Below are 21,363 nucleotides of genomic sequence, written 5' to 3'. Positions count from 1 at the left end.
AGACTTGCCTCTATATATTAAAAGGCAAGTCTCTCACGGTTAAGAATCACTTTCAACAGCAATTTGTAATGCATCTATTGGATTGCCTGTACTCTCATCAATTTCATAAACGGTGCTTCCTTTCTGCCAGCGGATGACTGTTCCGGGATGTTCGTCAAAATCGTCAATTTCAATTACTCCACGCTCATCAGGCGCAGGTAGATAATTTGTTTCTAAATAATCTACGACAGCCCGGGCAAGCTCCTCACCGTCTTTATAATTTCCGGTTGCTAATTCTGGGTCAGTCGGAGCATTTACGCGAATCAGCCATTTTCCTTCATTCCATGAAACATAATTGTGGCCGGTAGCTCCTTCTGAAAGAGCTTTGACGCCATGACCAAGGTCTATATTTGTCTGCTCAACTTCTTCATAGTTTTCAATTGCGTTAATTGCTTCCTGCTCACTGGAATAATCTGTTTCTTCTATATTACTGTTGGAAGAATCTTCAGCTTCTGTATTTTCTTTCTCTGAGGAGGCATCTTCATTACTTGAATCCTCAGCTTCTGCCTGTTGTTCTTCGTTACTGTTATTTTCCGGTTCCTCTGCGGAGTCTTCCTGATTGCCTTCTGTTGCTTCCGTCTGGTCATCCTCTGTACCAGATACAGTTTCTTCATCCGATTCCTCTTGTGAGGTATCCGTTTCTGCTTGTGAAGCACCCTGGCACGCTCCCAGGAAAAGTAAGAGTGCTATACCTGGTGCTGCAAAATATGTTTTTTTCAGTCTCATGATGTATCACTCCTTCTACTGTATATATTTCCCTTCTTTTCCTGAAACGAATCCTGAAGTTCCAGATTTTTTTAAGAATTATATAAATCGTGAAGCTTTATTTGGAAAAAGTGCTATACTGGCTGTAGCTTTCTTTTTAAGGAGGAATCGAAATGGCAGCATTCTTTGGTAATGCTTACTCTAGGCTGGGCGCCCTTTTGGTCTGAGAGGTCTTTAGTATAATAAAGCAGAATAAATAATGAATGATCTCTTTAGGCCGTATGTTTTAATAAAAAGCCTAATATAATGGAGTGAATTCAAATGGAAAAACAACTAATTGAGCCGTTTTTAACAGTAGCGAATTATCGTTTTATAGAGCAGCAGACAGATAAAATTATACGTGCATTGGCCACAACAAAGGATAAAAATGTTATTCTGGCTGTACGCGGGATTGTGAAAAGTGAGTTGATAGACTCCTTTACATGGTCTGATGAAGAAGAAAAAATAATCCAGCCGTTAATAGATATCAATGAACGGGCAGAGGGAGAAGTCTTTTTAGAAAAGCTGAAACCCTATATTATTCCATTTAAAGCAGTGGAAGCAAGTAATTTAAAAAGCCTGTTTAAAAAGGAAAAAAAGCTGAAGCTCCCTAATCTGGAGGAGACCGACTTTCAGCAAATTTCTTATTTAGCCTGGGATGACCCTGGAAAACTGCGGAGATATATAGTAGTGGAACAAAATGAAAGCTTTAAAGCACTGAAAGGCACTTTTATACTACCGGCAACACAGGGTATTTGTGCGCTTTGCAACCAGCATACGGAAGTTGTCCGTCTTACCACTTCTGTAAAAGGTGAGGTTCCCGGGACATTTACCAAGCACTATAATTATATCTGTGCTGACAGCCATTTGTGTAATCAGCATGTAACGGATATAGAGAAGGTAAGAGCATTTTTGGATAGAGTCACCAAATAAATTTATTAAAGAAATTTATAAAGAAAGCAGATAAGGAGAGTGCGTACTTTCCTTATCTGTTTTTGAAATGAAAAACTTTAAAGAAAAACCGATCCTGTAGCAGACCTGGAACGATTTTAGTATAATTAATCATTTTTTAAGAGCGAGTACATATACATATCAACAAAATTGCTCTTCACCTTTTCATATTGCCGCAACGTTCCTTCGAAGGTAAACCCTAGTTTTTGCAATACTTTCATCGAATTTATATTTGCCGGCTCTACTTTCGCTTCAATCCGGTTGATTTCTAAATTCGAAAAGGCTTCATCAATTAACGCCTGAATGGATTCGGGTGCATATCCCTTTCCCCAATGTACTTTCGCAATATCATAGCCAATCTCAGCCCGGGCGTTTTCTGCGTCGATAGCATTAAAGCCGCAGGAGCCAATAATCTGCTTTGAATTCAAATCAAGCACACTGTAGCGGATGGCCTGATTTTTTTCAGCTAATTTATTGAGCAGGTTAATCATTTCGATTGTCTGCGATTCACTTGTGAAAGCAGAGATATTCATGAATGCTGCAACAGCCGGGTCTGACCAGATATTAAATAGCGCGGCGGCATCAGATATCCGCATTTTTCGTAAGATTAATCTTTTTGTAAATAGCTCTTCTTTCAATACTTTGCCCTCCAATATTTTATAGAAATCTGTCTGGAAAGTATTGTTTTCTGTGCATGATTCAGTCCCTTCATCATTTCTCTGAGCAGGTTATTTTTTCTTTTTCGGTTTTTCATCCAAAATCGATTTTAATTCCTCAATATCCTCTTCGGATAAAGAGTCTTCCTCCATAAATTGGACAAGCATCGATTTTACCGTGCCGCCGTAGATCCGCTTAATGAATGATTCCGCTTCTGCACGCTGGCATTCATCCTGGGAATAAAGCGGATAAAAAGTATACACACGCTGCTCTTTATTGACACCAACAACTTCTTTGTGCACTAACCGGTCTAAAAGTGTCCGTACTGTTTTTGCTTTCCAATCCTTTTGCCCCTGCAGATTGGAAATGACGTCATTCGCTGTCTGCGGCGCTTTTTTCCATAGTACATTCATTACTTCCCATTCTGCTTCAGAGATGCTCGGTACTCCTTCTGACATATATATCACCCCGGTTCTATTCATCAATAATTTGTTTATCCTTTAAAATAGCTAAGGTTATTTCTGTTGCGATACTTCCAGAGGCATTATCCTCATCCTGTATATTGGTTGCAAAGAAATACGTGTTTGTTTCTGTTTCAACAAAACCGATAAACCAGCCGTTTATATCCTTGCCATTCACATTACCTGTTCCTGTTTTTCCATAGAGTGCAGAGCCGTCATTTTCATCCATTTGCAATGCATTTTTAACAGCTTCAATATGCTCTTCCTGAAAATCAAAGCTATTGTTATAGAATGAATGTAGCAGCTCCACCTGTTCCACTGGCGAAATCTTCAAGCTGGATTCCAGCCAATATTGCTCCAAACCGCCAGAAGTATCCTGGTTTCCATAATGGATTTGATTTAGATAGGATTGAACATTGTCCAGACCTATTTCTTGATCGATTTGCTGGAAATACCAGTTAACAGAGCGGTTTAAAGCAGTCTCTAAGTTTTGGTCTCCATTCCATTGCTCATAAGGCTGTTCGACACCGTCCCATTCAATCCTATTTTGTTCCGGTGTTATAACGTTCTCCTCTAATCCGAATAAGGCACTATAGATTTTATAAGTAGAATCAGGAGAAACCCGCAATGTGCTCTGGTCTTTATTATAGATATGATATGCATCCTTTTGCATATCGTATAGAACAAAACTGCCCTCGTAATTTTTAAAATAAGCACTAAGATCTTCTTCGCTTGTCTGTTCATGATTAAAAGTTGTATAGCGGCTGTTGTCATTAGCCATCGCAGAAGCAAGCGGAATCTGTGTAACTACAAAAAGGCCGGCCAGCAGGAAGATGCCGATGCTTTTGGCATGCTGTAATTTAGAGTCTGCTTGAAAGGAAGCAATTTCTATAATCCGTTTCTTAATCTGCTTTTTAGAGCCATTTAATTGATTAGCCAGCTTATTATACGAAGGACTGGGAGATTTATCGATAAAATGAATAATTGTGTTTCCATATTTCTTATAGCTGTTATCATCTAAGGATGTTAATACAGCATGATCACAGGCAATCTCACGGTCCAGACGCATTTCTTTAAAGGCAATCCAGACAAAAGGATTGAACCAGTAGATGATTTGAAAGAAAACCATTAAATAGTTGATAGGAATATCCTTATATTTATAGTGATTTAATTCATGAAGAAGAATATGCTTGATGTCATCTCTGGATAACCATTCTTCAAAATTCGCCGGCAGCACAACAAAGGTTTTACGCAATCCGAATGTCAGCGGTGAACGTACTTTATCTGAAACTCCCAATACGATATTTTTTGAGATATTTAACTGCTGCTTAGATATTTGGAAAAGGTCTAGAATTTCTTTATCTTCCACGTGAGAAATCGACTTTTTAATACTCCTTAAATTCAGCCACGCGTGTATAGAAAGCCCTGTGAAAACAAGGGCTCCAGCAATCCATATCCCAGCGGCAATTCCATTTAACAGCTCTGTATTTGTCTGCGTTACCGTTACGGAAAAATCCTGCATCCAATTCGAATTTGTTCCTCCGCTTCCGGACGCTGCGCTATTTATGGCAGCAGAATTTCCATCTGCAGAAGAACTGCCTGTAAATGTATGAAACAGATTCCCGGCTGGAATGAAGCGGCCGGGAATAAAAGGAATGATCAAAGCAAAAAGCAATAAATACCATAGATTATATTGCCATTTGGCGGATAGCTGTTTTGGGAATAACTTTTTTATTAGAAAAATAAGCCCGATTGTAATGGAAGAAATAATGAAGCCTGTAATAAGTGTTGTTATAAACATGCTTTTCGTCTCCATTCTTCAGTTACGGTAATTATATATGAACGATTTACCGGATTTTATTTTAAATTACATTTGTAATACATTAAATTCTAGCATTATAAAGCGAAGTTATCAATCTGTCAGTAAAAAAATTGTAAAGGATAAAAGTAGGTATTGACAAACTTAGACTACATGTGTAGTATTGTATTACAGTTGTAGTCAATATAGTTTTAGGAGGGTTTTAAATGAAACAATTTCAAGATATTTTTAATAAGAAAGGCTTCATCTTATTGTTGTCGATTGTCGCGATAGGACTAGCAGGCTGTTCCAATGAAACAGAGAGCAGCGTAGAAAATTCTGAAGCTCCAGAACAGACTTCACAAGGCGAAGAAGCTTTTAAAGAGCTGGAGGATGAATTTGATGCAAGACTTGGTGTATATGCTATTGACACAGGGTCTGAACAGACCGTTACCTACCGTTCAGATGAAAGATTTGCATATGCTTCTACTTTTAAGGCATTGGCAGCGGGAGCTATTTTACAAACAAATTCAATAGAAGATTTAGAGAAAGTAATTACTTATTCTGAAGAGGATTTAGTAACATATTCTCCTGTGACAGAGAAGCATGCAGGAGATGGGATGAAGCTGGAAGAAATTATAGAGGCTGCTGTCCGTTACAGTGATAACACAGCAGGAAATCTTATGTTAGAAGAACTCGGAGGACCAGATGGCCTAGAAGGCATATTAAGAAAAAACGGTGATGAAACAATCGAGATGGATCGAATGGAAACAGAATTAAATGAAGCCGTTCCAGGAGATAAAAGGGATACCAGCACCCCGCAAGCTCTTGCTGAAAGCCTGCAAAAATATGTGTTAAGTGATTTACTTCCTGAAGACAAGCGTGAATTGCTGATTGACTGGATAACAGGAAATGAAGCTGGAGATTCGTTAATTCGGGCAGGCGTTCCAGAAGGATGGGAAGTGGGAGATAAGAGTGGGGCAGGAAGCTATGGTACAAGAAATGATATTGCTGTTGTCTGGCCGCCTGACAATGAAGCTCCGATTGTTATCGCCGTTCTTTCCAGCCAGGATACCGTAGACGCAGATTATCATGATGAATTAATCGAAAAAGCTGCTGAACGCGTCATGGAACAGCTGCAGAATGAAGAATAACGGGAAGGTGGAAAAATGAGAGGATACCGGACGATTATCCTGATTGTATTGCTGCTTTTGCTAGCTGGTGGATGTTCTAAGAAAGAGGAGCCGTCAGAAGTATTAAACGACTATCTTTCCAACTGGGAAAATAAAGATTTTCACGCCATGTATGAACAGCTTTCCGAGGAAGTGAAAAACAAAATAACGGAAGAAGCGTTTATTGAACGCTATGAAGCTATATATAATGGAATGGAGATGGAAAATTTACGAATAACATCACAGGCAGATGCAGAGGAGGAATTAGAGCCGGAGGGAGATCTTATTACTGTTCCGTATAGTGTAGAGATGGATACAATTGCCGGTTCAATTGAATATAGTCATCGTCTGACATTAGAACAGGATGATGAGGGATTTTGGCTGATTAAATGGAATTCGTCACAGATTTTTCCACAGTTAAGTACAGGAGATAAAGTAAGGGTAAAAACATTAGAAGCAGAAAGAGGGGAGCTGCAGGATAAGAATGGAACCGGGCTTGCAATCAATGAAGAGGCGAATGTCATTGGTGTCATACCTGGGCTGCTGGAAGAAGATAAAGGCCATACAAAAGAAAAGCTGGCAGATCTGTTGGGTATTTCGGTTGAAGAAATAGATAAAGCACTGGATGCCTCCTGGGTTACGCCGGAAGTGTTTGTGCCGATAAAAACATTACCGATGGAAGAAGATGATATAGAAACCTATCTGAAGCTTCCGGGAGTGAGCTCTCAAGTAAAGACGGTCCGTACCTATCCGCTGGGAGCTTCAGCGGCTCATTTAACAGGCTATGTACGGGAAATATCCGCTGAACAGCTGGAAGAACTGGATGGTTATGCTGCAGGAGATGTAATTGGGAACGCAGGCCTGGAGAAGGTATTTGAAGAGAAATTGCGGGGAGAAAATGGTACCCATATTTATATAAGTAATGCAGACGGTGATTTGAAAGAAACGCTGGCTAAAAAAGAACCTGTTGACGGCGAGGATATACAATTAACCATTGATGCTGCACTGCAGCAGGAAATATTTGAGCAATTTGAAGGGGATCCGGGAACCTCTGTTGCTGTAGATCCGCATACCGGAAATGTTTTATCCTTAGTCAGCTCTCCAGCCTATAATCCAAATGCTTTTGTCCGGGGATTGTCAGGAGAACAATGGGAAAAATGGAGTGAAGATCCGGATGAGCCATTCTTAAATCGTTTTACAAGCCGTTATGCTCCAGGCTCTGTATTTAAAACGATAACAGCATCAATTGGATTGGAATCAGGAGTGACCAACCCTGAAAAGGTAAGGCAGATTAATGGACTTCATTGGACAAAGGATGACTCGTGGGGAGATTATTATGTCACCCGTGTACATGATAAAGCGAATGTCGATCTGCGTGATGCCTTTGTTCATTCGGATAATATTTATTTTGCGCAGGAAGCTCTGGAGATGGGGAAAGATACCTTTTTAGAAGAAGCGGTCGGATTTGGATTTGGTGAAGAGATTCCATTTCCATTTACGATTCCAGCTTCTAATTTGACAAATAATGGAGAGATTGACAGTGAGGCACAGCTTGCTGATACAGCTTATGGACAGGGGCAGGTAATGATGAGCCCGCTGCATCTTGCTTTAACCTATACGCCCTATCTTAACGAAGGAAATATGCTGTACCCGTCTTTGGTAGAAAAGGATGAACCTGAAATATGGAAGGAAAACCTTATCAGTCAGGAAACAGCAAATCTGGTAAAAGAGAATCTGGTTCAGATCGTTGAGAGCCCCGAGGGCACGGCGCATACTACTTATATTCCTGGTATGGTCATCGGCGGAAAATCCGGAACAGCAGAAATTAAAGAAAGCAAAGAAGATGATAATGGAAATGAAAATGGCTGGTTTGTCGGCTTCGAGGAAACGGACTCTGAAATATTATTGGTAATGATGGTAGAGGATGTGAAGGAACGCGGGGGAAGTGGCTATGTGATTTCTAAGGCGAGAAATGTTTTTGAGTATATGCAGCAGGGAAGTAATTAAAAAGCTGTTTTCTGTAAAATAGGGTGAAGTACGCGTCTGGACGGTGTGCTTCACCCTATTTAACATTCATTCATCACTTGGTAATGTACCATTTTCTGTTATGCTCACATCCCCTGACAGGGTTGTCGTACTGCCTCTGGCATGGTTCTCCTTTATGGAATCTAATAAGGTCATCAAGCCTTTATCTATTGGCAGCCTTTTTATGACAGCTTAAATTTTTCCAGGCGAAGAGAAAGGATCATTAGAGCTTTTAAATATATTTAACTCTATTCCCCACCCTCAAAAATATCCTCAACTTTGTCTTCATCGGAACCATCTTCATTATCATTTTCCTCTGTATCCTCTGATTCAGTTCCATCTTCATTGTCATTTTCTTCTTGATCTGGTTCCTGATTTTCCGGTTCCTCATTTTCATCACTCTGACATGCACCGAGAATAAGCATCAATGAAACTCCTAAGGCTGCAAGATAAGATTTATTTAATCTCATGATGAATCACTCCTTCTAATGTATGCTCTTACCCGATTTTAACAAAGAAAATCAGAAAAATTCATTTTGTTAATAAATTGTAAAGTGATTCAGGGACAAGGCGTAATTTTCCATTTTGAAATGCAGTTAAAGGTTTCCACATCGCTTTATGTGTATTTCCATCATCTTCTTTTACAAGTAAAACAGACTGGTTATATAAGGACTTGTCGATAAATTCCCCATCATAGACCTGAACGATTTCGTGACCTGTGTCTCCAGCGAAAGTGAAAATACTTTCAATCGTACCGAGAAATTGAAGATTAGAGATATCCGCATCTAATTCTTCTTTTATTTCTCTTATCAAGGTATCTGAACTTTTTTCTCCAAATTCAATTCCTCCACCAATTGGTCTGTAATAGAATTCTTCTTTTACAGAATCATAGCCTTCAGCAACAAGTATTGTGTTGTCTTTTTGAAACAGGCAAATAGCAATTGGCCGTATGGTTCCTTTTTTCATAAAGTTCCCACCTTTATTTTGTAATAGATGATTTTCATATTGATACAAGCATTTTTTCTCAATGAATATAGATAATGAAAAGTGCTTGTCTTATGGTATAGTTGATATATCAATAGTATTCGGATAACTTAAGAGTGACTGGCACACTCCCATTAGACAGGGGGTGATGCTATGACAGTATTTGAAAGTCAGCTGTTGCTTTTGCCGGTTTAATACTGGCCCTGTCAGATAACCAAAAAAATAACCTAAATGCGGTGACTGATTCATTTCTCTAAAATGGAAGAAGTTCTTATATAATAAACAATGGAGAATGATTATTTTAATGAAATAAAAATGCAGCTGCTTAATCAAAAAAAGTAACAGTTAAGGCCGTCTATCCCAAGGCTCCAGAGTGCCAATAACTTTGACACTCTTTTCATTAGCAACAGCATCAATTACTCCCTCGCTGATTTCTTGATTTGTTAACCACCTGGAATGTTCTTTTTCTAAAATAAATCCAAGCTGAATTTGTCTGTACTGGCAGCCTGAATATTTCTTTACGGCAGCTTCTTTGATTTGAGCTAAATTTGAGCTGCTCCCCAATACATGATAGAGCTTCCAGGTCGAACTTTGCTGTGCAACTTCACGGGAAACAATATCTAAAGCATGATTAGAACTAGAATGAATCCAAGCAATAACTAAATCAATTGGACCATCTTGCTGAATGCAGTTTTTGATGTTTTCTTTTAATGCAGCACTATCTTTGTAATCTACCAATAGTGGTGTAATGAAGGTATCTGGATGGGCTTTAGACATCAATCTTTCCATTTTTCCCTGATCGCGTGCGATAATGGAGACTTTAGCTGAATTATTAGTAAGCCATAGGGATGCTTCGGATAATATGCCAGTTCCGCCAACAACTAAGATATGAGAGGGGAGACTTTGAATTCTATTATTGATTATTGGCAGCCAGGGATGTTCCCCGTTAAATTGCTGACTTAATGTATGGTAAAGCCACTCCATTTCATTTCTTTTCAGAATAGGAAGCATCCGCTCTAAATCATCATCGTCTTTTTGTCTGATAACAGAACTCCCGCCTTTATATAATAATTGTATCTCAGGTTTTATATAGGGTGTATCATCCTCAGTTATTGCTCCAATCTCATTTAGCGGTTTTCTAATCTGATTCTCTCTTTTATAAATCCATTCATTATTTTCGGTATCTATAAGCATAATTTCAAATAGCCAGGTTATTTCATGCTTCATTTTCACCCAGATACTGCCTGATTGTATATTTAAATTCTCTGAATCTGTAAGCTTGGATAAACTGCCATTGTTAGCAAGAAATAATTCATAGCTTTCACCCAGATGCTTTTTTAATAAAGGTAAATCTATTTTCCTAATAAGAATATCCATGTCGTCATGCTTTCTTGTCTGCTTCCCGTAATGCAGGTCCAGCGCCCAGCCGCCAGCAATCCACCATGGTATAGAGATATCTTTCATCAGGTAACGCATTTCTTCAACGGATAAAGGCTCCCACTGATAATTCTGCAAAAAATCCCTCCTCTTCAGTTAATCAATCTATATATTGGTATGTGTCTATCATTTATTGTAAAAGTATGTACGTTAACAAGCAATATAAGATATATTTCGCTGCTTATGGAATAAATGGATATTTTCTGAAAAAATATGTTACATTTAAAAAGAAAGTACGTGCAGATATGGATCATGAAGATAAAAGGAGATTTTCAATGAGTATTTTAATAGAAAGAGCAAATGATCTTGAATTACTGTCCGCATTTCTTGCTGATATAAATAATCAAAAATTCAATCATATTGGTTTTTGCGGAACCGATCAGGCAGATATTTTGAGAACGCTTAAAGAGGATTTCATTGATGAAAAGGGAGACGCTTCCTTTTTTATAGCAAAAAACAACACTGGTGAGATTATAGCTGCATGCGGATTGGATATTGAAAATAGGGAAGCAGAGGCCTGGGGCCCTTTTAATAAAACAGAAAGTATGGAGATATCCGCTGAGTTATGGGGATGTTTAAAAGAAAATTACCCTGCAGTTCAGCAATTTTCCTTCTTAATTAACGAAAAAAATACAAAGCAGCAATTGTTTTTGAAGCAGATAAATGCTGAAGAAAAAGGTCATCATTTAAGTTTAATCATCCATCGGAGCCGTTTTGACATGCTTGAGGAAATAAAAAGCATTTCGATGAAAGCAGAAGATTTTCCTGTATTTCAAGAGCTGCATGATGTCACTTTTCCAGGTACATATTATGACGCAGAGACAATCTGGAGCAGACTCGGCAAGGATAATATACTGAGGGTTTTGAAGGATGATAATGGAGGGCTTATTGGTTATGCTTATTTTGAAATAGACAAGGAGGTTTCTGAAGCATCGTTAGAATATTTTGCTGTATCGAACAATTATCAAAATAAAGGTTTTGGGAGTCTGCTGTTAAAGGAAGCATTAACAGCAATGTTTTCCTATTCTGAAATAAATGAGATACATCTTACGGTAGATGCTGGAAATCATCAAGTGAATCATATTTACGAGAAAGCCGGCTTTGCAAAAGAGGATACATTGATTCATTATAAAAGTGATGGGTAGTGAAGATATAGTTAATAAAACGGAAGTATCCTTCTTGTAAGAGAGTAAATTCTCTTGATACACAAAATACAATATACAGGGCATAAAAAGGTGATTGAATTTTGTTGCAGTCCCACGATGTTGGGAATTTAGCCATTGTTTCTTGGTCAGGGGGGATGAAAGAAAACCCCTACTGCAGAATGTTTTATCTTATGACAACCGCTTGACATATGAAAGCGGTTACTCTATGATGGTCTTGTACTTATTCGTCTATTTATTAATTTTATGTCAACCGGTTGATATAAAATGGAAAATCAGTTTTTTTATGACTATTAAAAAGGAGGAATTACTATCGGCAGAAAAATGATAGGCAAGCGCTCTATCTGGTTTATGCTGTTTATACTGGCTATCGTGTTTATTTATGACTCAGAAATTGAGGCAGTTGATAAGGAGGAAGAAATGAACAAAGCAAATACGAATTTACGGAACTGGGGCGTGGCAGGTACAGGGGAACTGAAGGATACTGTCCAAGGTATCCAGCTAACTTCAAAGGAGAATGAGCAGGCTGCAGCATTTTCTGATACAGCTGCTGATGACTTTACCTATGAGGCAGATATTAAAATAGCTGAGAAGAAAACCAAAGCTGGTTTAATCTTCCGGGCAAGCACAACAGATAAGCAAGGTTATATGATTCAAATAGATCAAGAGGAAGGCAGACTTCAGCTTTATGATCGACAAGATTTAGATAAGCCTTTAGAGGAAGTAGAAATAGAGATGGAAGCGGGAGAGATATATCATCTCAAAGTAAAAGTAGTTAATCAGAAGCTTCAAGTATACTGGAATAATCAGTATAACGAGATATTGGTAACGGAGATAGAAAACGATGCATCTGGAGTTTTGGGACTCCATGTGGAGGATGGAACAGGATATTTTGAGAATGTATATGTAAGTGATTTTGCTCATAATTTAGGTGAGATTATTATGACAGAAGGACAGTGGCAGCCGGATATCCGGGGGATAAAAGCTACTGGAGAAGGACAACTGACCTTTGATAGACAAGAAGATAACTTTGTTATGGAAGGTGATTTTTCATTTGCAGAAGAAGAGGGAGCTGCTGGATTTTCTTTCCGGACAAATCAAGAGACAACGGATGGTTACCAAGTCGTATTAGTGAAGCTGAATAAACAAGTTGAGATGCAATTGCAGTTACTGGATGGTACTGTGCTGGCAAGCTCAGAGCAATCATATTCCTCCATCAGCGGGGCGAGGCATCATATGGAGCTTATAGTGAAGGATAACCAAGTAACAGCCTATCTGGACGGTTATCGTGAGCCGGCAATAGAATATACAGACGATCAATATCAGGAAGGTCAGATTGGGCTGGTTAATTTGTCGGGAGCAGCTTACTTTGAAAATGTCTATACGGTACCAACCGATAAATATTTCAAAGAAAATTATCGTCCGAACTACCACTATACACCGGCAAGAGGGTCGGCAAGTGATCCAAACGGCCTTGTTTACTTTGAAGGGGAGTATCATCTCTTTCATCAGGATGGCGGTACCTGGTCGCACGCTGTAAGCGAAGATCTCATCCATTGGAAGCATTTGCCCACTGCGTTGCCTTGGAATGAGCATGGTCATGTTTGGTCGGGTTCAGCTGTTGTAGATGAAGATAATGCATCCGGGCTTTTTTCTGATACAGACGGGAAGGGGTTAGTTGCTTATTATACCTCTTTTAATCCTGACCAAGAGAACGGAAATCAACGAATTGGGCTTGCTTATAGTCATGATAAAGGGCGCACATGGGAATATTCGGAGGAGCATCCTATTGTAATTGATAACCCAGGAAAGACAGAAGATGATCCGGGAAGCTGGGATTTTCGGGATCCTAAAGTAGTCCGTGATGAAGAAAATAATCGTTGGATAATGGCCGTTTCAGGAGGTGATCATATCCGTTTTTTCACCTCTGAAAATCTGATTGATTGGGAGCATACTGACAGCTTTGGATATGAAGATTATGTACGGGGCGGTGTTTGGGAATGTCCGGACTTATTTGAATTACCAATAGAAGGAACAGATGAGACCAAATGGGTGTTAATGATTAGTACCGGTGCCAACCCGAATACAGAGGGCTCTGATGCCGAATACTTTATTGGTGATTTAACAGAAGAAGGAACATTTATTAATGATAATGAAGCGGGAGATGTGTTGAAAACTGATTTTGGCAAGGAATTTTATGCTTCGATGTCTTTTGCGGATATGCCAGATGACCGTCGGATTACCCTTGCGTGGATGACGAATTGGGATTATCCATTTGATTTTCCGACAGAGGAGTGGAAAGGACAATTAACGATACCAAGGGAATTAAGGCTGATAGATACAGAACAGGGGATACGGCTTGCTCAATCTCCAATTGAAGAATTAACTCCGATTAGTGAGACGATATTTGAAGCAAGTAATCAACAGGTAAGTGAAGAAGATGCAGAAAAACTTTTGGAGAAGGTTGATGGTGAATCCTATCAAATCGAAGCAGAGATTGAGATTCCATCTGACAGTGATGCATCAGAATTTGGTTTTCGGGTTCGTCAGGGTGCTGAAGAAAAAAGTGTGATTGGATATCGCCCGGCTGATGAGCAAATCTTTGTTGACCGTTCGGAATCTGGACAAACAGATTTCTCCAATCAATTTAGCACACGTCATGAAGCAGATTTAAGTCTTGATGGGCAGCGCGTGAAATTAAATATTTTCGTAGACAATGGTTCGATAGAGGTGTTTGCGAACGATGGACGAGTGGTTTTCTCTGATGTTATTTTCCCTGATGCGGCAAGCAGAGGGATGAGCTTCTATACAGAAAATGGACCTGTCGAGATTATCTCATTAAAAGTAAATCAGTTGGAAGATATTTGGGATCGTCACAATGAAGATGAGGCAGAAATTGTGATGGATACAAGTAAAAGAGAGATGAATATCGGTGATACACTTTCTCTTCAGGCTGCTTTGAAAAATGGTGCTGGTTCTGGGGACTTGACATGGTCTGTATCTGACACGGATGTGGTTCATATTATTACGTCGGATAATCAACAGGCTGAATTAGAAGCTGTTGGTGATGGGGAAGCAGTGATTACTGTTTCTGCACCGGATGAAAAGGTTTCAAAAACGCTGGAAATACAGGTGCATGATGGAGAATTCCATACCAATCTGACAGGCTGGCAATCTGATATTGAAACAGTAAAATGGCTGAAAACGGAAGCAGGAATTCGTGGTTCGCATAGCGGGGACGCCAATTATATGGCGGAGGATACAGGTGGGAATTTTATTTATGAAGCTGATATGACACTGAGCCCTGATGGCGGCGCCGGGGCCATCGTGTTTCGGGCAAATGAAGATGGCAGTAGTGGTTACTATTTTAATTTAGACCCTAATATGAAGGCATTCCGCTTGTTTTATAAGGTAAATGGTCAGTTAGAAGAGCATATGGTGATTAGTAATGTACCAGCATTTATCGAGCCGGGTAAAACCTATGCTATCAAAATCGAAGCCAATGGACCGCATATCCGTATTGACGTTGATGGCGAGAATATCATTAATCTCCGGGATGGCACATTTGCTCAAGGGCACTTTGGATTAAATGTTTTTGATGGCAAAGCGACATATCAAAATGTAGAGATAAACCAGGTCTCAGATGCTGATCTAGCACAAACTGCTTTTATGAATGTAGAAACGGGTCAATCATTATACGCTGCTAACCTGCAAAATGAAGAGCCCGTAGTATTGGAAGAAGAACAAATGATGTGGTTTCTTTTTCCGACAGGAGACGAACAGGGGTCTTATTCAATTAGAACAGAGCATAGTCAGGCATTTGACCTCGATACCAATCAACAAAAAATTCAACTATATGATTATCTTGGTTATGACAACCAGCGCTGGCTGATTGAACAGCTGGATAATGAAGCTGTAGTCATTCGTTCTCTTCATAATGGACAGGTATTGACGGTAACAGAAGATGGAAAACTTACGCTGACAGACTTGCAGGAAGAGAAGGCAAGCTCAAATCAGCAATGGCAGGTATCAGCAGAGGTGTTCTCGGATATTGAAAAAGAATAATGCAATGAAAAAGGAAGGTCTGACTCACCTTCCTTTTCTAAAATACAGTGCAGCTGAATGGAGGATTCTCTCTTTCTCCGTGATGATATAATGAAAAAAGGATTGGCAGCTTAGAGATTTTCTATGGAGGACTTTATATGTTTTTATCGTTGCGGAATAAATTATTTCTCGTTTTCTCCTGTGTGTTAACCATTCCTTTTTTAATTTTGTCTCTAATTATGCCGAATTTATTTACAAATTATATAAGGGAACAAACACAAGAGTTAACGATTGGTATGATGGATCAATTCTCACTCTATGTTGACTCTGTTACAATGCAGGCGGCGGATGTAGGACAGCAGGTATTAGCTAATTCCATTACACAGGATTGGCTGCGAGTAGAGAACAATAATAATAATGATGATGAAACATTGGAAACTGCCAGATTAATGGTGAGAAACGAGCTTAATGATATGCTCAGTTCCATGATGGTCAATAATTCTAATAATATTTCCGTCTCCATTTTTACACATGATGGGGAAGGAATCTGGGGCGACTATCCAGAGTTGGAGGAAACGGAATGGTACCAGGATTATCTTAAAAATGATAAGACCTTTACCCATTCTCATATTGATGCAAATCAGCAATCAGCATTAGTACGGGAAATGCCAATCAATAGTCATCTGATACCCCTTGTGGATTTAAATACCCTTCAGGACAGCGGGGTTATCAAGGTTAATTTCTCCACAGAAATGATAGAAAATTCACTGAGGAAAATTAAGATAGGTGAGCAAGGCCACGCTTTTATTGTGGATCATGAAGGCGAAAATGTTTTAACAGAAGATATTCACACTCCGCAGTCCATCATTGATCAGTCTTTGAAACAGATTGCAGGTATGGGAAATAGTCAGGGTTTGCTTGAAATAGAAGACGAAGAGGAAAAATATCTGATGTTTTACCAACAGTTATCAGTAGGAGATTGGATTTTAATTAGTGAAGTAACCGAAGATGATTTGTTTTCCCATTCCAATCAATTACAGAAAAGTCTGTTGCTGCTAAGTATCGGTTTATTTTTAATTACTATTATTGCTTCCTTTCTTTTCTCCTCGTCGATTACTGATCCTTTAAGGGGACTGATGAAGGCAATGCGTTACTTGGAAAAAGGGGATTTCAACAGCGCACAGAAGGTTATACCTGCCATCCGATCCGAAAACAATGAAATTCGTTATTTATTACAAGTATTTGATCAGATGGTGAATCGTTTGAAACAATTGATTGATAGTGAATATAAAACTAATATTCGCAGGCGTAATGCTGAATATAAGGCTTTATTGCTGCAAATAAATCCTCATTTTCTTAATAATACACTTGAAATTATTGGAGGTTTAGCAGCACAAGGGAAGAATAAAGAGGTGGTAAATGTAAGTGTTTATTTAGGGAAGATGCTTCGTTATGCGTTGAATACAAAGTCGGACCTTGTGACATTGACTGAAGAGATACAATATATCCGTAACTATGCCAAAATTCTTGAGCTTCGTTATGAAGGGGATCTTGAAATTAAAATTGAAGAGGATACGAAAGCAAAAGAATTTCCGATTATTAAATTTATTATCCAGCCATTAGTGGAAAATGCAGTGAAATATAGTTTGATTTCTAAAGAGCATGCACATGTTGAAATAAAGACTGAATACCAAGATAACCAATTAACTCTGCAAATTGCAGATGACGGTGTTGGAATATCAGATGAAGTAATTCAAAGCTTATCAATGAGTGATCAGGCAGATACTCTGGAGAGCAGCGGAAACAGTATCGGACTTAAGAATGTATTGGATCGCTTGCAGTTATATTATGGAGATCGATTCAATTATCGAATTGAGACAGAGTTAAACGGAGGTACAATTATCATCCTGCAAATAGCAGAAGAAAGGAAGATGATGGATGAGAAGCGTCTTGATCGTTGATGATGAAATCCAAATTCGCAAGGGGTTACGATGGAAAGTAGATTGGGAGGAGGCTGGATTTCATATAGTAGCAGAGGCTGCGAATGGCGAGGGTGCATTGGCAAAATTGGAGGAAGAGAAGGTAGATCTGGTAATGACTGATATCCGGATGCCAATCATGGACGGGATAGAGCTGGCAAGACATTGCCGGGAAAAGTACCCTCATGTCAAAGTGATTGTATTATCTGGTTATTCGGATTTTGAGTATGTGAAAAGTCTGATGAAAAAAGGGGTAAGGGATTATCTGCTAAAACCGGTGGACCCAGATGAATTAGCGGAGGTTTTAAGACAAATGAAGGAAGAAATTGATCAGGATCGCACAAGGCAGCTTGAACTGGATCAGGTTAAGCGGCAGGCGCGGACACAATTTCAGGAGGTACAAGAACAATATCTGCTGTCGCTGGTGAAAGAAGAGTGGTTTCAATACAGCCTGGTAAAGGAGCGGCTGGAACAGCTGAAGCTGGATATGCTGCTTAAAGAGGATTTAAAGGTACAGTTTATTAGTGTTGGAGTGAGAGACTTTAGCGGTCAGGCGAATCGGGTGAACGAATTGCGGATGGCTTTTCAAATGCTGTGCAAGGAATTAGTCGAACAACGGCCGGGGATATTCGCCTTTTATGATTTGAGTTATACAAATATGATGCACTTTCTCATTGTATTAGATCAGAATTTTGATAATCATCCTGATCGATTAACGAAAATGATCCAGCATCAAATAAATAAACTTTTAAAATTAGAGACCGTTATTGGAACCGGCAATCCGGTAACTGGGTTGTCAGAATTGAAGACAGGCTATATTTCCAGTTTGCTCGCATGGAGTCAGAATCAGTTAAATCATCATTCACAGGTAATTAATGAGCATGTTAAAAGAGAGGAGCTGATGGATTTTTCACCAGATCTGGAGAAGCATATTATTAATGCGATTGAGCAGATGGATATGTCGAGATTTCAGAGGGAGTTAGAATCTTTGCTGGGTGAAACAACAGCTCAATCGGTATTATCGTCTTCAATTGTTGCGAACCGGATTTTGTTTTGCCTTGGCTCTATCGCCAAAAAATATAATGTTGAGAACAGCAATGCACAACAGTTGATCTGGGAATGCCAGCAAGTCATCTGGCAATTAAATGATCAGGGTAAAGTCATCGCTTATCTTACTCAGCTCGCTGAGTTAATTGTTGCCCAAATCTATGATACAAGATCAACGGATGGCAGACAGATTGTTGATGGAGTCCGTCGTTATATTGACCAGTATTATGGAATGATATTTCACTGACAATTTTGTCTGAGCTTTTTCATATAAACAGTGCTTATTTATCGGAAATTTTCAAGGCACAGATCGGCAAAAATTTTAGCGAATATTTAACTGAAGTCCGGATGAAAGAGGCAAAGAAATTTTTAAAAGACCCGCATTTGAAAATAATTGATGTGGCTAATCTTGTTGGCTTTTCCAGTTCATCCTATTTTAGTATTGTCTTTAAGAAGCATGTAAATGAAACACCAGCAAATTATCGAAAGTCATTGGATATAGAGTAAAAGGGTGATGTATCATGAGGAGAATAATTTATTACAGCATATTTGTGATATTAGTAAGTATTGTTGTGGGTTATCTGATTATATTGGTACAACCTTTATCTACACAAGACGAAAAGGAAAAAAACGGACTGGGCGGGGAGCAGGAGGATGTTGTGGAGTTAACGTTTTGGCGTAATTATGGAAATGCAGCGGAGAATAAGGCCTACAATGAGATTCTGGAGGATTTTCACCAATCCCATCCTAATATTCACGTCAACATGCAAAATATAGAGTATGCCAATTATGAAGTAGAGCTGCGGACAGAACTGGTTACTGGTACAGGACCAGATATAATGGCAATTGACAGCCCTTATGTCGCTCTCTATGCAGAGGCAGACCTTTTGATGCCTTTAAATGAATTTTTGACAGAGAAAGATGGTTTGGAGGAAGATTTCTCTGAAACAATTATGGAGGGATTAACTTATAAAGACCAGTTGTTTCTGATGCCGTTGATAGAATCAAGTATTGCTTTATATTACAATATGAATCTATTGGAAGATGCAAATCTTCCATATCCAGATAGTGATCCTGCTAGTCCAATGACGTGGGAGGAAGTGGTCGGGTTATTAAAGCAGGGTCAACGGCCGGAAGAAGGAATTTATGGTATTGATCCGGCACAAGGATTTGGAAGCGGGGAAGCTCCTGCCTATTTCAAGCTTCCGATTATCTGGCAGTTCGGCGGAGAAGCGGTTAGTCCGGATGTGACAACGGCCAGCGGATACTTAGATTCAGCAGAGACGATGGAGGCTTTACAATTTTATCAGGATTTGTATCATAAAGACAAAGTAGCTGTCAGAGAGCTTCCGGCTGAGGCTTTTGAAAATGGCCAATTAATGATGACGGTTCTTGGCGGATGGGCAATAACGGATTTAGAGGAAAAGGGATTGAAGCTGGGAGAAGACTTTGGTATTGCTCCGCTTCCAAAGTCAAAGTATCAAGTAGTTCCGAATGGCAGTTGGGCACTTGGGATACTGTCCAGCACGAATCACCCGGAAGAAGCATGGGAATTTATCCGCTATGTAACAAGCTATGAATCTATGAAGAAATATAGCTCTATCACGGGAGAAGTTCCTGCACGTTATTCTGTAGCTGAAGATATTCCTGCATTTAATACCTATCCTTATAATATTTTTGCAGAGCAAGCTTACTCCTATTCCAGAAACCGCCCGGTAACACCTGCCTATCCAGATATAAGCAAAGCAATAAAAAAGTTATTTGAAGATATCGGTTTGGCGAATAAGGATGTGGAAGCTTCTGTAGAAGAAGCTGTGGAAACCATAAATAAGCGTCTTAGGGAAGCTGATTAATTTTCTGATTCTGTGCCAAAAAATTTATAATATCTATTCCAAAAATATTGCAATTGATCGTCCTGCTTTTTTGATACAGTGATTATAAAGTGAAATTTCATTCAGTTGAGGATTTATCTTTTTCTCTGAATGATAGTTAGACCTTACAACCAGTTACACTGTGACAAAGAAGGAGCGGGGCAATATGATTGAAAATAAATGGTATATGCGGCTGGGCACTCTTGGATTTAATTTAATTTATTTAAATTTGCTATGGATAGCATTTACTCTATTAGGAGGTATTGTCTTTGGCATCTTTCCAGCAACAGCAGCTCTATTCGCCGTTGTAAGGAAAATGATTCTTGAAGATGAAGATGCGTCGGTATTTCCAGAGTTCATTGCCCATTTTAAAGCTTCATTTAAGACATCAAATTTAATTGGATATGCAGGTTCTTTTATTGGTTTATTCCTGTTAATAGATTTTCGTATTATTCAAAGCATGAGCCATGAAAGTGTGCAGGTGCTGTTATTTAACCTTATTCTTATCATTGGTATATTTTATCTGATAGCCCTGCTTTATATCTTTCCGGTATATGTCCACTTTGATTTGAAGTGGAAGGAGTATTTCCGGTATGCTTGCATATTGACGATTGCCCGCCCTTTTCAAACGATTATGCTGGCTGCTTTTGTTGCGGCAGTTGTCTATTTATATATACTTGTTCCGGCATTAGTTTTCATATTGGGTGTCAGTTTTATGAGTTTTATAATAATGAAGATTGCCTCATTATCATTTCCTAAGAAGCAAGTTTTACATGAATCCACATAGTTATAGAAGTTGAACTTATACAAATAAGCCTGCGAAGTAAAAGAGCTTCTTTTATTTCACAGGCTTATTTGTGTTTTTAATGAGAGCGTAATTTAATTGCAGGTTATCCAAAAGGTATTTTCAGAATCCATGTCATGAACCGAAGATTTTATAATCTATCGCCCTAAAATATTGAAATAAAACGCATACAAACTTTGCTATATT

General features: G+C 38.9%; 17 protein-coding genes. 10 read left to right on the top strand and 7 right to left on the bottom strand.

Features of this window, described 5'->3' with window-relative positions; translation table 11 throughout:
* Positions 1 to 39: 39 nt before the first annotated feature.
* Positions 40 to 765, bottom strand: a complete 726-nt coding sequence (locus BN1068_RS21380) for a hypothetical protein (RefSeq protein ID WP_077604839.1) — start codon at positions 763 to 765, stop codon at positions 40 to 42.
* Positions 766 to 1,065: 300 nt separating this feature from the next.
* On the opposite strand from BN1068_RS21380, the gene BN1068_RS21375 reads away from it, so the two are divergent.
* Entirely contained in the window at positions 1,066 to 1,716 is a 651-nt protein-coding gene (locus BN1068_RS21375; protein ID WP_077604838.1) for a FusB/FusC family EF-G-binding protein, read from the top strand.
* A gap of 125 nt (positions 1,717 to 1,841) precedes the next feature.
* On the opposite strand, the gene BN1068_RS21370 is transcribed toward BN1068_RS21375, so the two are convergent.
* From BN1068_RS21370 to BN1068_RS21360, 3 genes are all read right to left on the bottom strand, one after another.
* Positions 1,842 to 2,372 (bottom strand): GNAT family N-acetyltransferase, encoded by a 531-nt coding sequence (locus BN1068_RS21370; RefSeq protein ID WP_077604837.1) that lies wholly within the window; start codon positions 2,370 to 2,372, stop codon positions 1,842 to 1,844.
* A 90-nt stretch (positions 2,373 to 2,462) separates the two neighbouring features.
* Complete coding sequence (gene blaI / locus BN1068_RS21365) at positions 2,463 to 2,849, bottom strand: penicillinase repressor BlaI (RefSeq protein WP_077604836.1); 387 nt, start codon at positions 2,847 to 2,849, stop codon at positions 2,463 to 2,465.
* Positions 2,850 to 2,865: 16 nt separating this feature from the next.
* Positions 2,866 to 4,653 (bottom strand): BlaR1 family beta-lactam sensor/signal transducer, encoded by a 1,788-nt coding sequence (locus BN1068_RS21360; RefSeq protein WP_077604835.1) that lies wholly within the window; start codon positions 4,651 to 4,653, stop codon positions 2,866 to 2,868.
* A gap of 224 nt (positions 4,654 to 4,877) precedes the next feature.
* Here BN1068_RS21360 and bla point away from each other — a divergent pair, with 224 nt between their 5' ends.
* Both bla and BN1068_RS21350 read left to right on the top strand, forming a co-directional pair.
* Positions 4,878 to 5,804, top strand: coding sequence for a class A beta-lactamase (gene bla / locus BN1068_RS21355; RefSeq protein ID WP_077604834.1), 927 nt, complete (start codon positions 4,878 to 4,880; stop codon positions 5,802 to 5,804).
* Positions 5,805 to 5,819: 15 nt separating this feature from the next.
* Positions 5,820 to 7,829 (top strand): penicillin-binding transpeptidase domain-containing protein, encoded by a 2,010-nt coding sequence (locus tag BN1068_RS21350; protein ID WP_077604833.1) that lies wholly within the window; start codon positions 5,820 to 5,822, stop codon positions 7,827 to 7,829.
* Positions 7,830 to 8,095: 266 nt separating this feature from the next.
* On the opposite strand, the gene BN1068_RS21345 is transcribed toward BN1068_RS21350, so the two are convergent.
* From BN1068_RS21345 to BN1068_RS21335, 3 genes are all read right to left on the bottom strand, one after another.
* Complete coding sequence (locus BN1068_RS21345; RefSeq protein ID WP_077604832.1) at positions 8,096 to 8,317, bottom strand: hypothetical protein; 222 nt, start codon at positions 8,315 to 8,317, stop codon at positions 8,096 to 8,098.
* 61 nt (positions 8,318 to 8,378) lie between these two features.
* Positions 8,379 to 8,813, bottom strand: a complete 435-nt coding sequence (locus BN1068_RS21340) for an NUDIX hydrolase (protein ID WP_077604831.1) — start codon at positions 8,811 to 8,813, stop codon at positions 8,379 to 8,381.
* Between the two features lie 363 nt (positions 8,814 to 9,176).
* Entirely contained in the window at positions 9,177 to 10,346 is a 1,170-nt protein-coding gene (locus BN1068_RS21335; protein WP_077604830.1) for a short-chain dehydrogenase, read from the bottom strand.
* A 197-nt stretch (positions 10,347 to 10,543) separates the two neighbouring features.
* Here BN1068_RS21335 and BN1068_RS21330 point away from each other — a divergent pair, with 197 nt between their 5' ends.
* The 7 genes from BN1068_RS21330 (at position 10,544) to BN1068_RS21305 (ending at position 21,159) form a co-directional block, all read left to right on the top strand.
* Positions 10,544 to 11,413, top strand: a complete 870-nt coding sequence (locus BN1068_RS21330) for a GNAT family N-acetyltransferase (RefSeq protein ID WP_175637221.1) — start codon at positions 10,544 to 10,546, stop codon at positions 11,411 to 11,413.
* Positions 11,414 to 11,851: 438 nt separating this feature from the next.
* Positions 11,852 to 15,496 carry a GH32 C-terminal domain-containing protein gene (locus BN1068_RS21325; RefSeq protein ID WP_077605190.1) on the top strand — a complete coding sequence of 1,215 codons (3,645 nt, stop codon included), beginning with the start codon at positions 11,852 to 11,854 and terminating at the stop codon, positions 15,494 to 15,496.
* A gap of 137 nt (positions 15,497 to 15,633) precedes the next feature.
* Positions 15,634 to 17,436 carry a sensor histidine kinase gene (locus tag BN1068_RS21320; RefSeq protein WP_077604828.1) on the top strand — a complete coding sequence of 601 codons (1,803 nt, stop codon included), beginning with the start codon at positions 15,634 to 15,636 and terminating at the stop codon, positions 17,434 to 17,436.
* Complete coding sequence (locus tag BN1068_RS21315; RefSeq protein ID WP_254846849.1) at positions 17,414 to 18,748, top strand: response regulator; 1,335 nt, start codon at positions 17,414 to 17,416, stop codon at positions 18,746 to 18,748. The genes BN1068_RS21320 and BN1068_RS21315 overlap by 23 nt, the downstream gene beginning before the upstream one ends.
* Before the next feature lie 5 nt (positions 18,749 to 18,753).
* Entirely contained in the window at positions 18,754 to 19,008 is a 255-nt protein-coding gene (locus tag BN1068_RS24130) for a helix-turn-helix transcriptional regulator (protein ID WP_254846848.1), read from the top strand.
* A 14-nt stretch (positions 19,009 to 19,022) separates the two neighbouring features.
* The gene (locus BN1068_RS21310; RefSeq protein WP_077604827.1) at positions 19,023 to 20,354 is read left to right on the top strand and encodes an ABC transporter substrate-binding protein; all 1,332 of its coding nucleotides are present in this window, start codon (positions 19,023 to 19,025) and stop codon (positions 20,352 to 20,354) included.
* Between the two features lie 184 nt (positions 20,355 to 20,538).
* Complete coding sequence (locus tag BN1068_RS21305; protein ID WP_077604826.1) at positions 20,539 to 21,159, top strand: YesL family protein; 621 nt, start codon at positions 20,539 to 20,541, stop codon at positions 21,157 to 21,159.
* Positions 21,160 to 21,363: the final 204 nt, after the last annotated feature.

Source organism: Oceanobacillus sojae (assembly GCF_900162665.1).
Lineage (GTDB): Bacteria > Bacillota > Bacilli > Bacillales > Amphibacillaceae > Oceanobacillus > Oceanobacillus sojae_A.
This window is presented reverse-complemented; position numbering and strand designations above follow the sequence as displayed.

Coding starts and splice junctions, on each gene's coding strand:
- bla (WP_077604834.1), top strand. CDS start 4,878: ATGAAACAATTTCAAGATATTTTTAATAAGAAAGGCTTCATCTTATTG.
- BN1068_RS21315 (WP_254846849.1), top strand. CDS start 17,414: ATGAGAAGCGTCTTGATCGTTGATGATGAAATCCAAATTCGCAAGGGG.
- BN1068_RS21375 (WP_077604838.1), top strand. CDS start 1,066: ATGGAAAAACAACTAATTGAGCCGTTTTTAACAGTAGCGAATTATCGT.
- BN1068_RS21320 (WP_077604828.1), top strand. CDS start 15,634: ATGTTTTTATCGTTGCGGAATAAATTATTTCTCGTTTTCTCCTGTGTG.
- BN1068_RS21345 (WP_077604832.1), bottom strand. CDS start 8,317: ATGAGATTAAATAAATCTTATCTTGCAGCCTTAGGAGTTTCATTGATG.
- BN1068_RS21380 (WP_077604839.1), bottom strand. CDS start 765: ATGAGACTGAAAAAAACATATTTTGCAGCACCAGGTATAGCACTCTTA.
- BN1068_RS21310 (WP_077604827.1), top strand. CDS start 19,023: ATGAGGAGAATAATTTATTACAGCATATTTGTGATATTAGTAAGTATT.
- BN1068_RS21350 (WP_077604833.1), top strand. CDS start 5,820: ATGAGAGGATACCGGACGATTATCCTGATTGTATTGCTGCTTTTGCTA.
- BN1068_RS21325 (WP_077605190.1), top strand. CDS start 11,852: ATGAACAAAGCAAATACGAATTTACGGAACTGGGGCGTGGCAGGTACA.
- BN1068_RS21360 (WP_077604835.1), bottom strand. CDS start 4,653: ATGTTTATAACAACACTTATTACAGGCTTCATTATTTCTTCCATTACA.
- blaI (WP_077604836.1), bottom strand. CDS start 2,849: ATGTCAGAAGGAGTACCGAGCATCTCTGAAGCAGAATGGGAAGTAATG.
- BN1068_RS21330 (WP_175637221.1), top strand. CDS start 10,544: ATGAGTATTTTAATAGAAAGAGCAAATGATCTTGAATTACTGTCCGCA.
- BN1068_RS21305 (WP_077604826.1), top strand. CDS start 20,539: ATGATTGAAAATAAATGGTATATGCGGCTGGGCACTCTTGGATTTAAT.
- BN1068_RS21340 (WP_077604831.1), bottom strand. CDS start 8,813: ATGAAAAAAGGAACCATACGGCCAATTGCTATTTGCCTGTTTCAAAAA.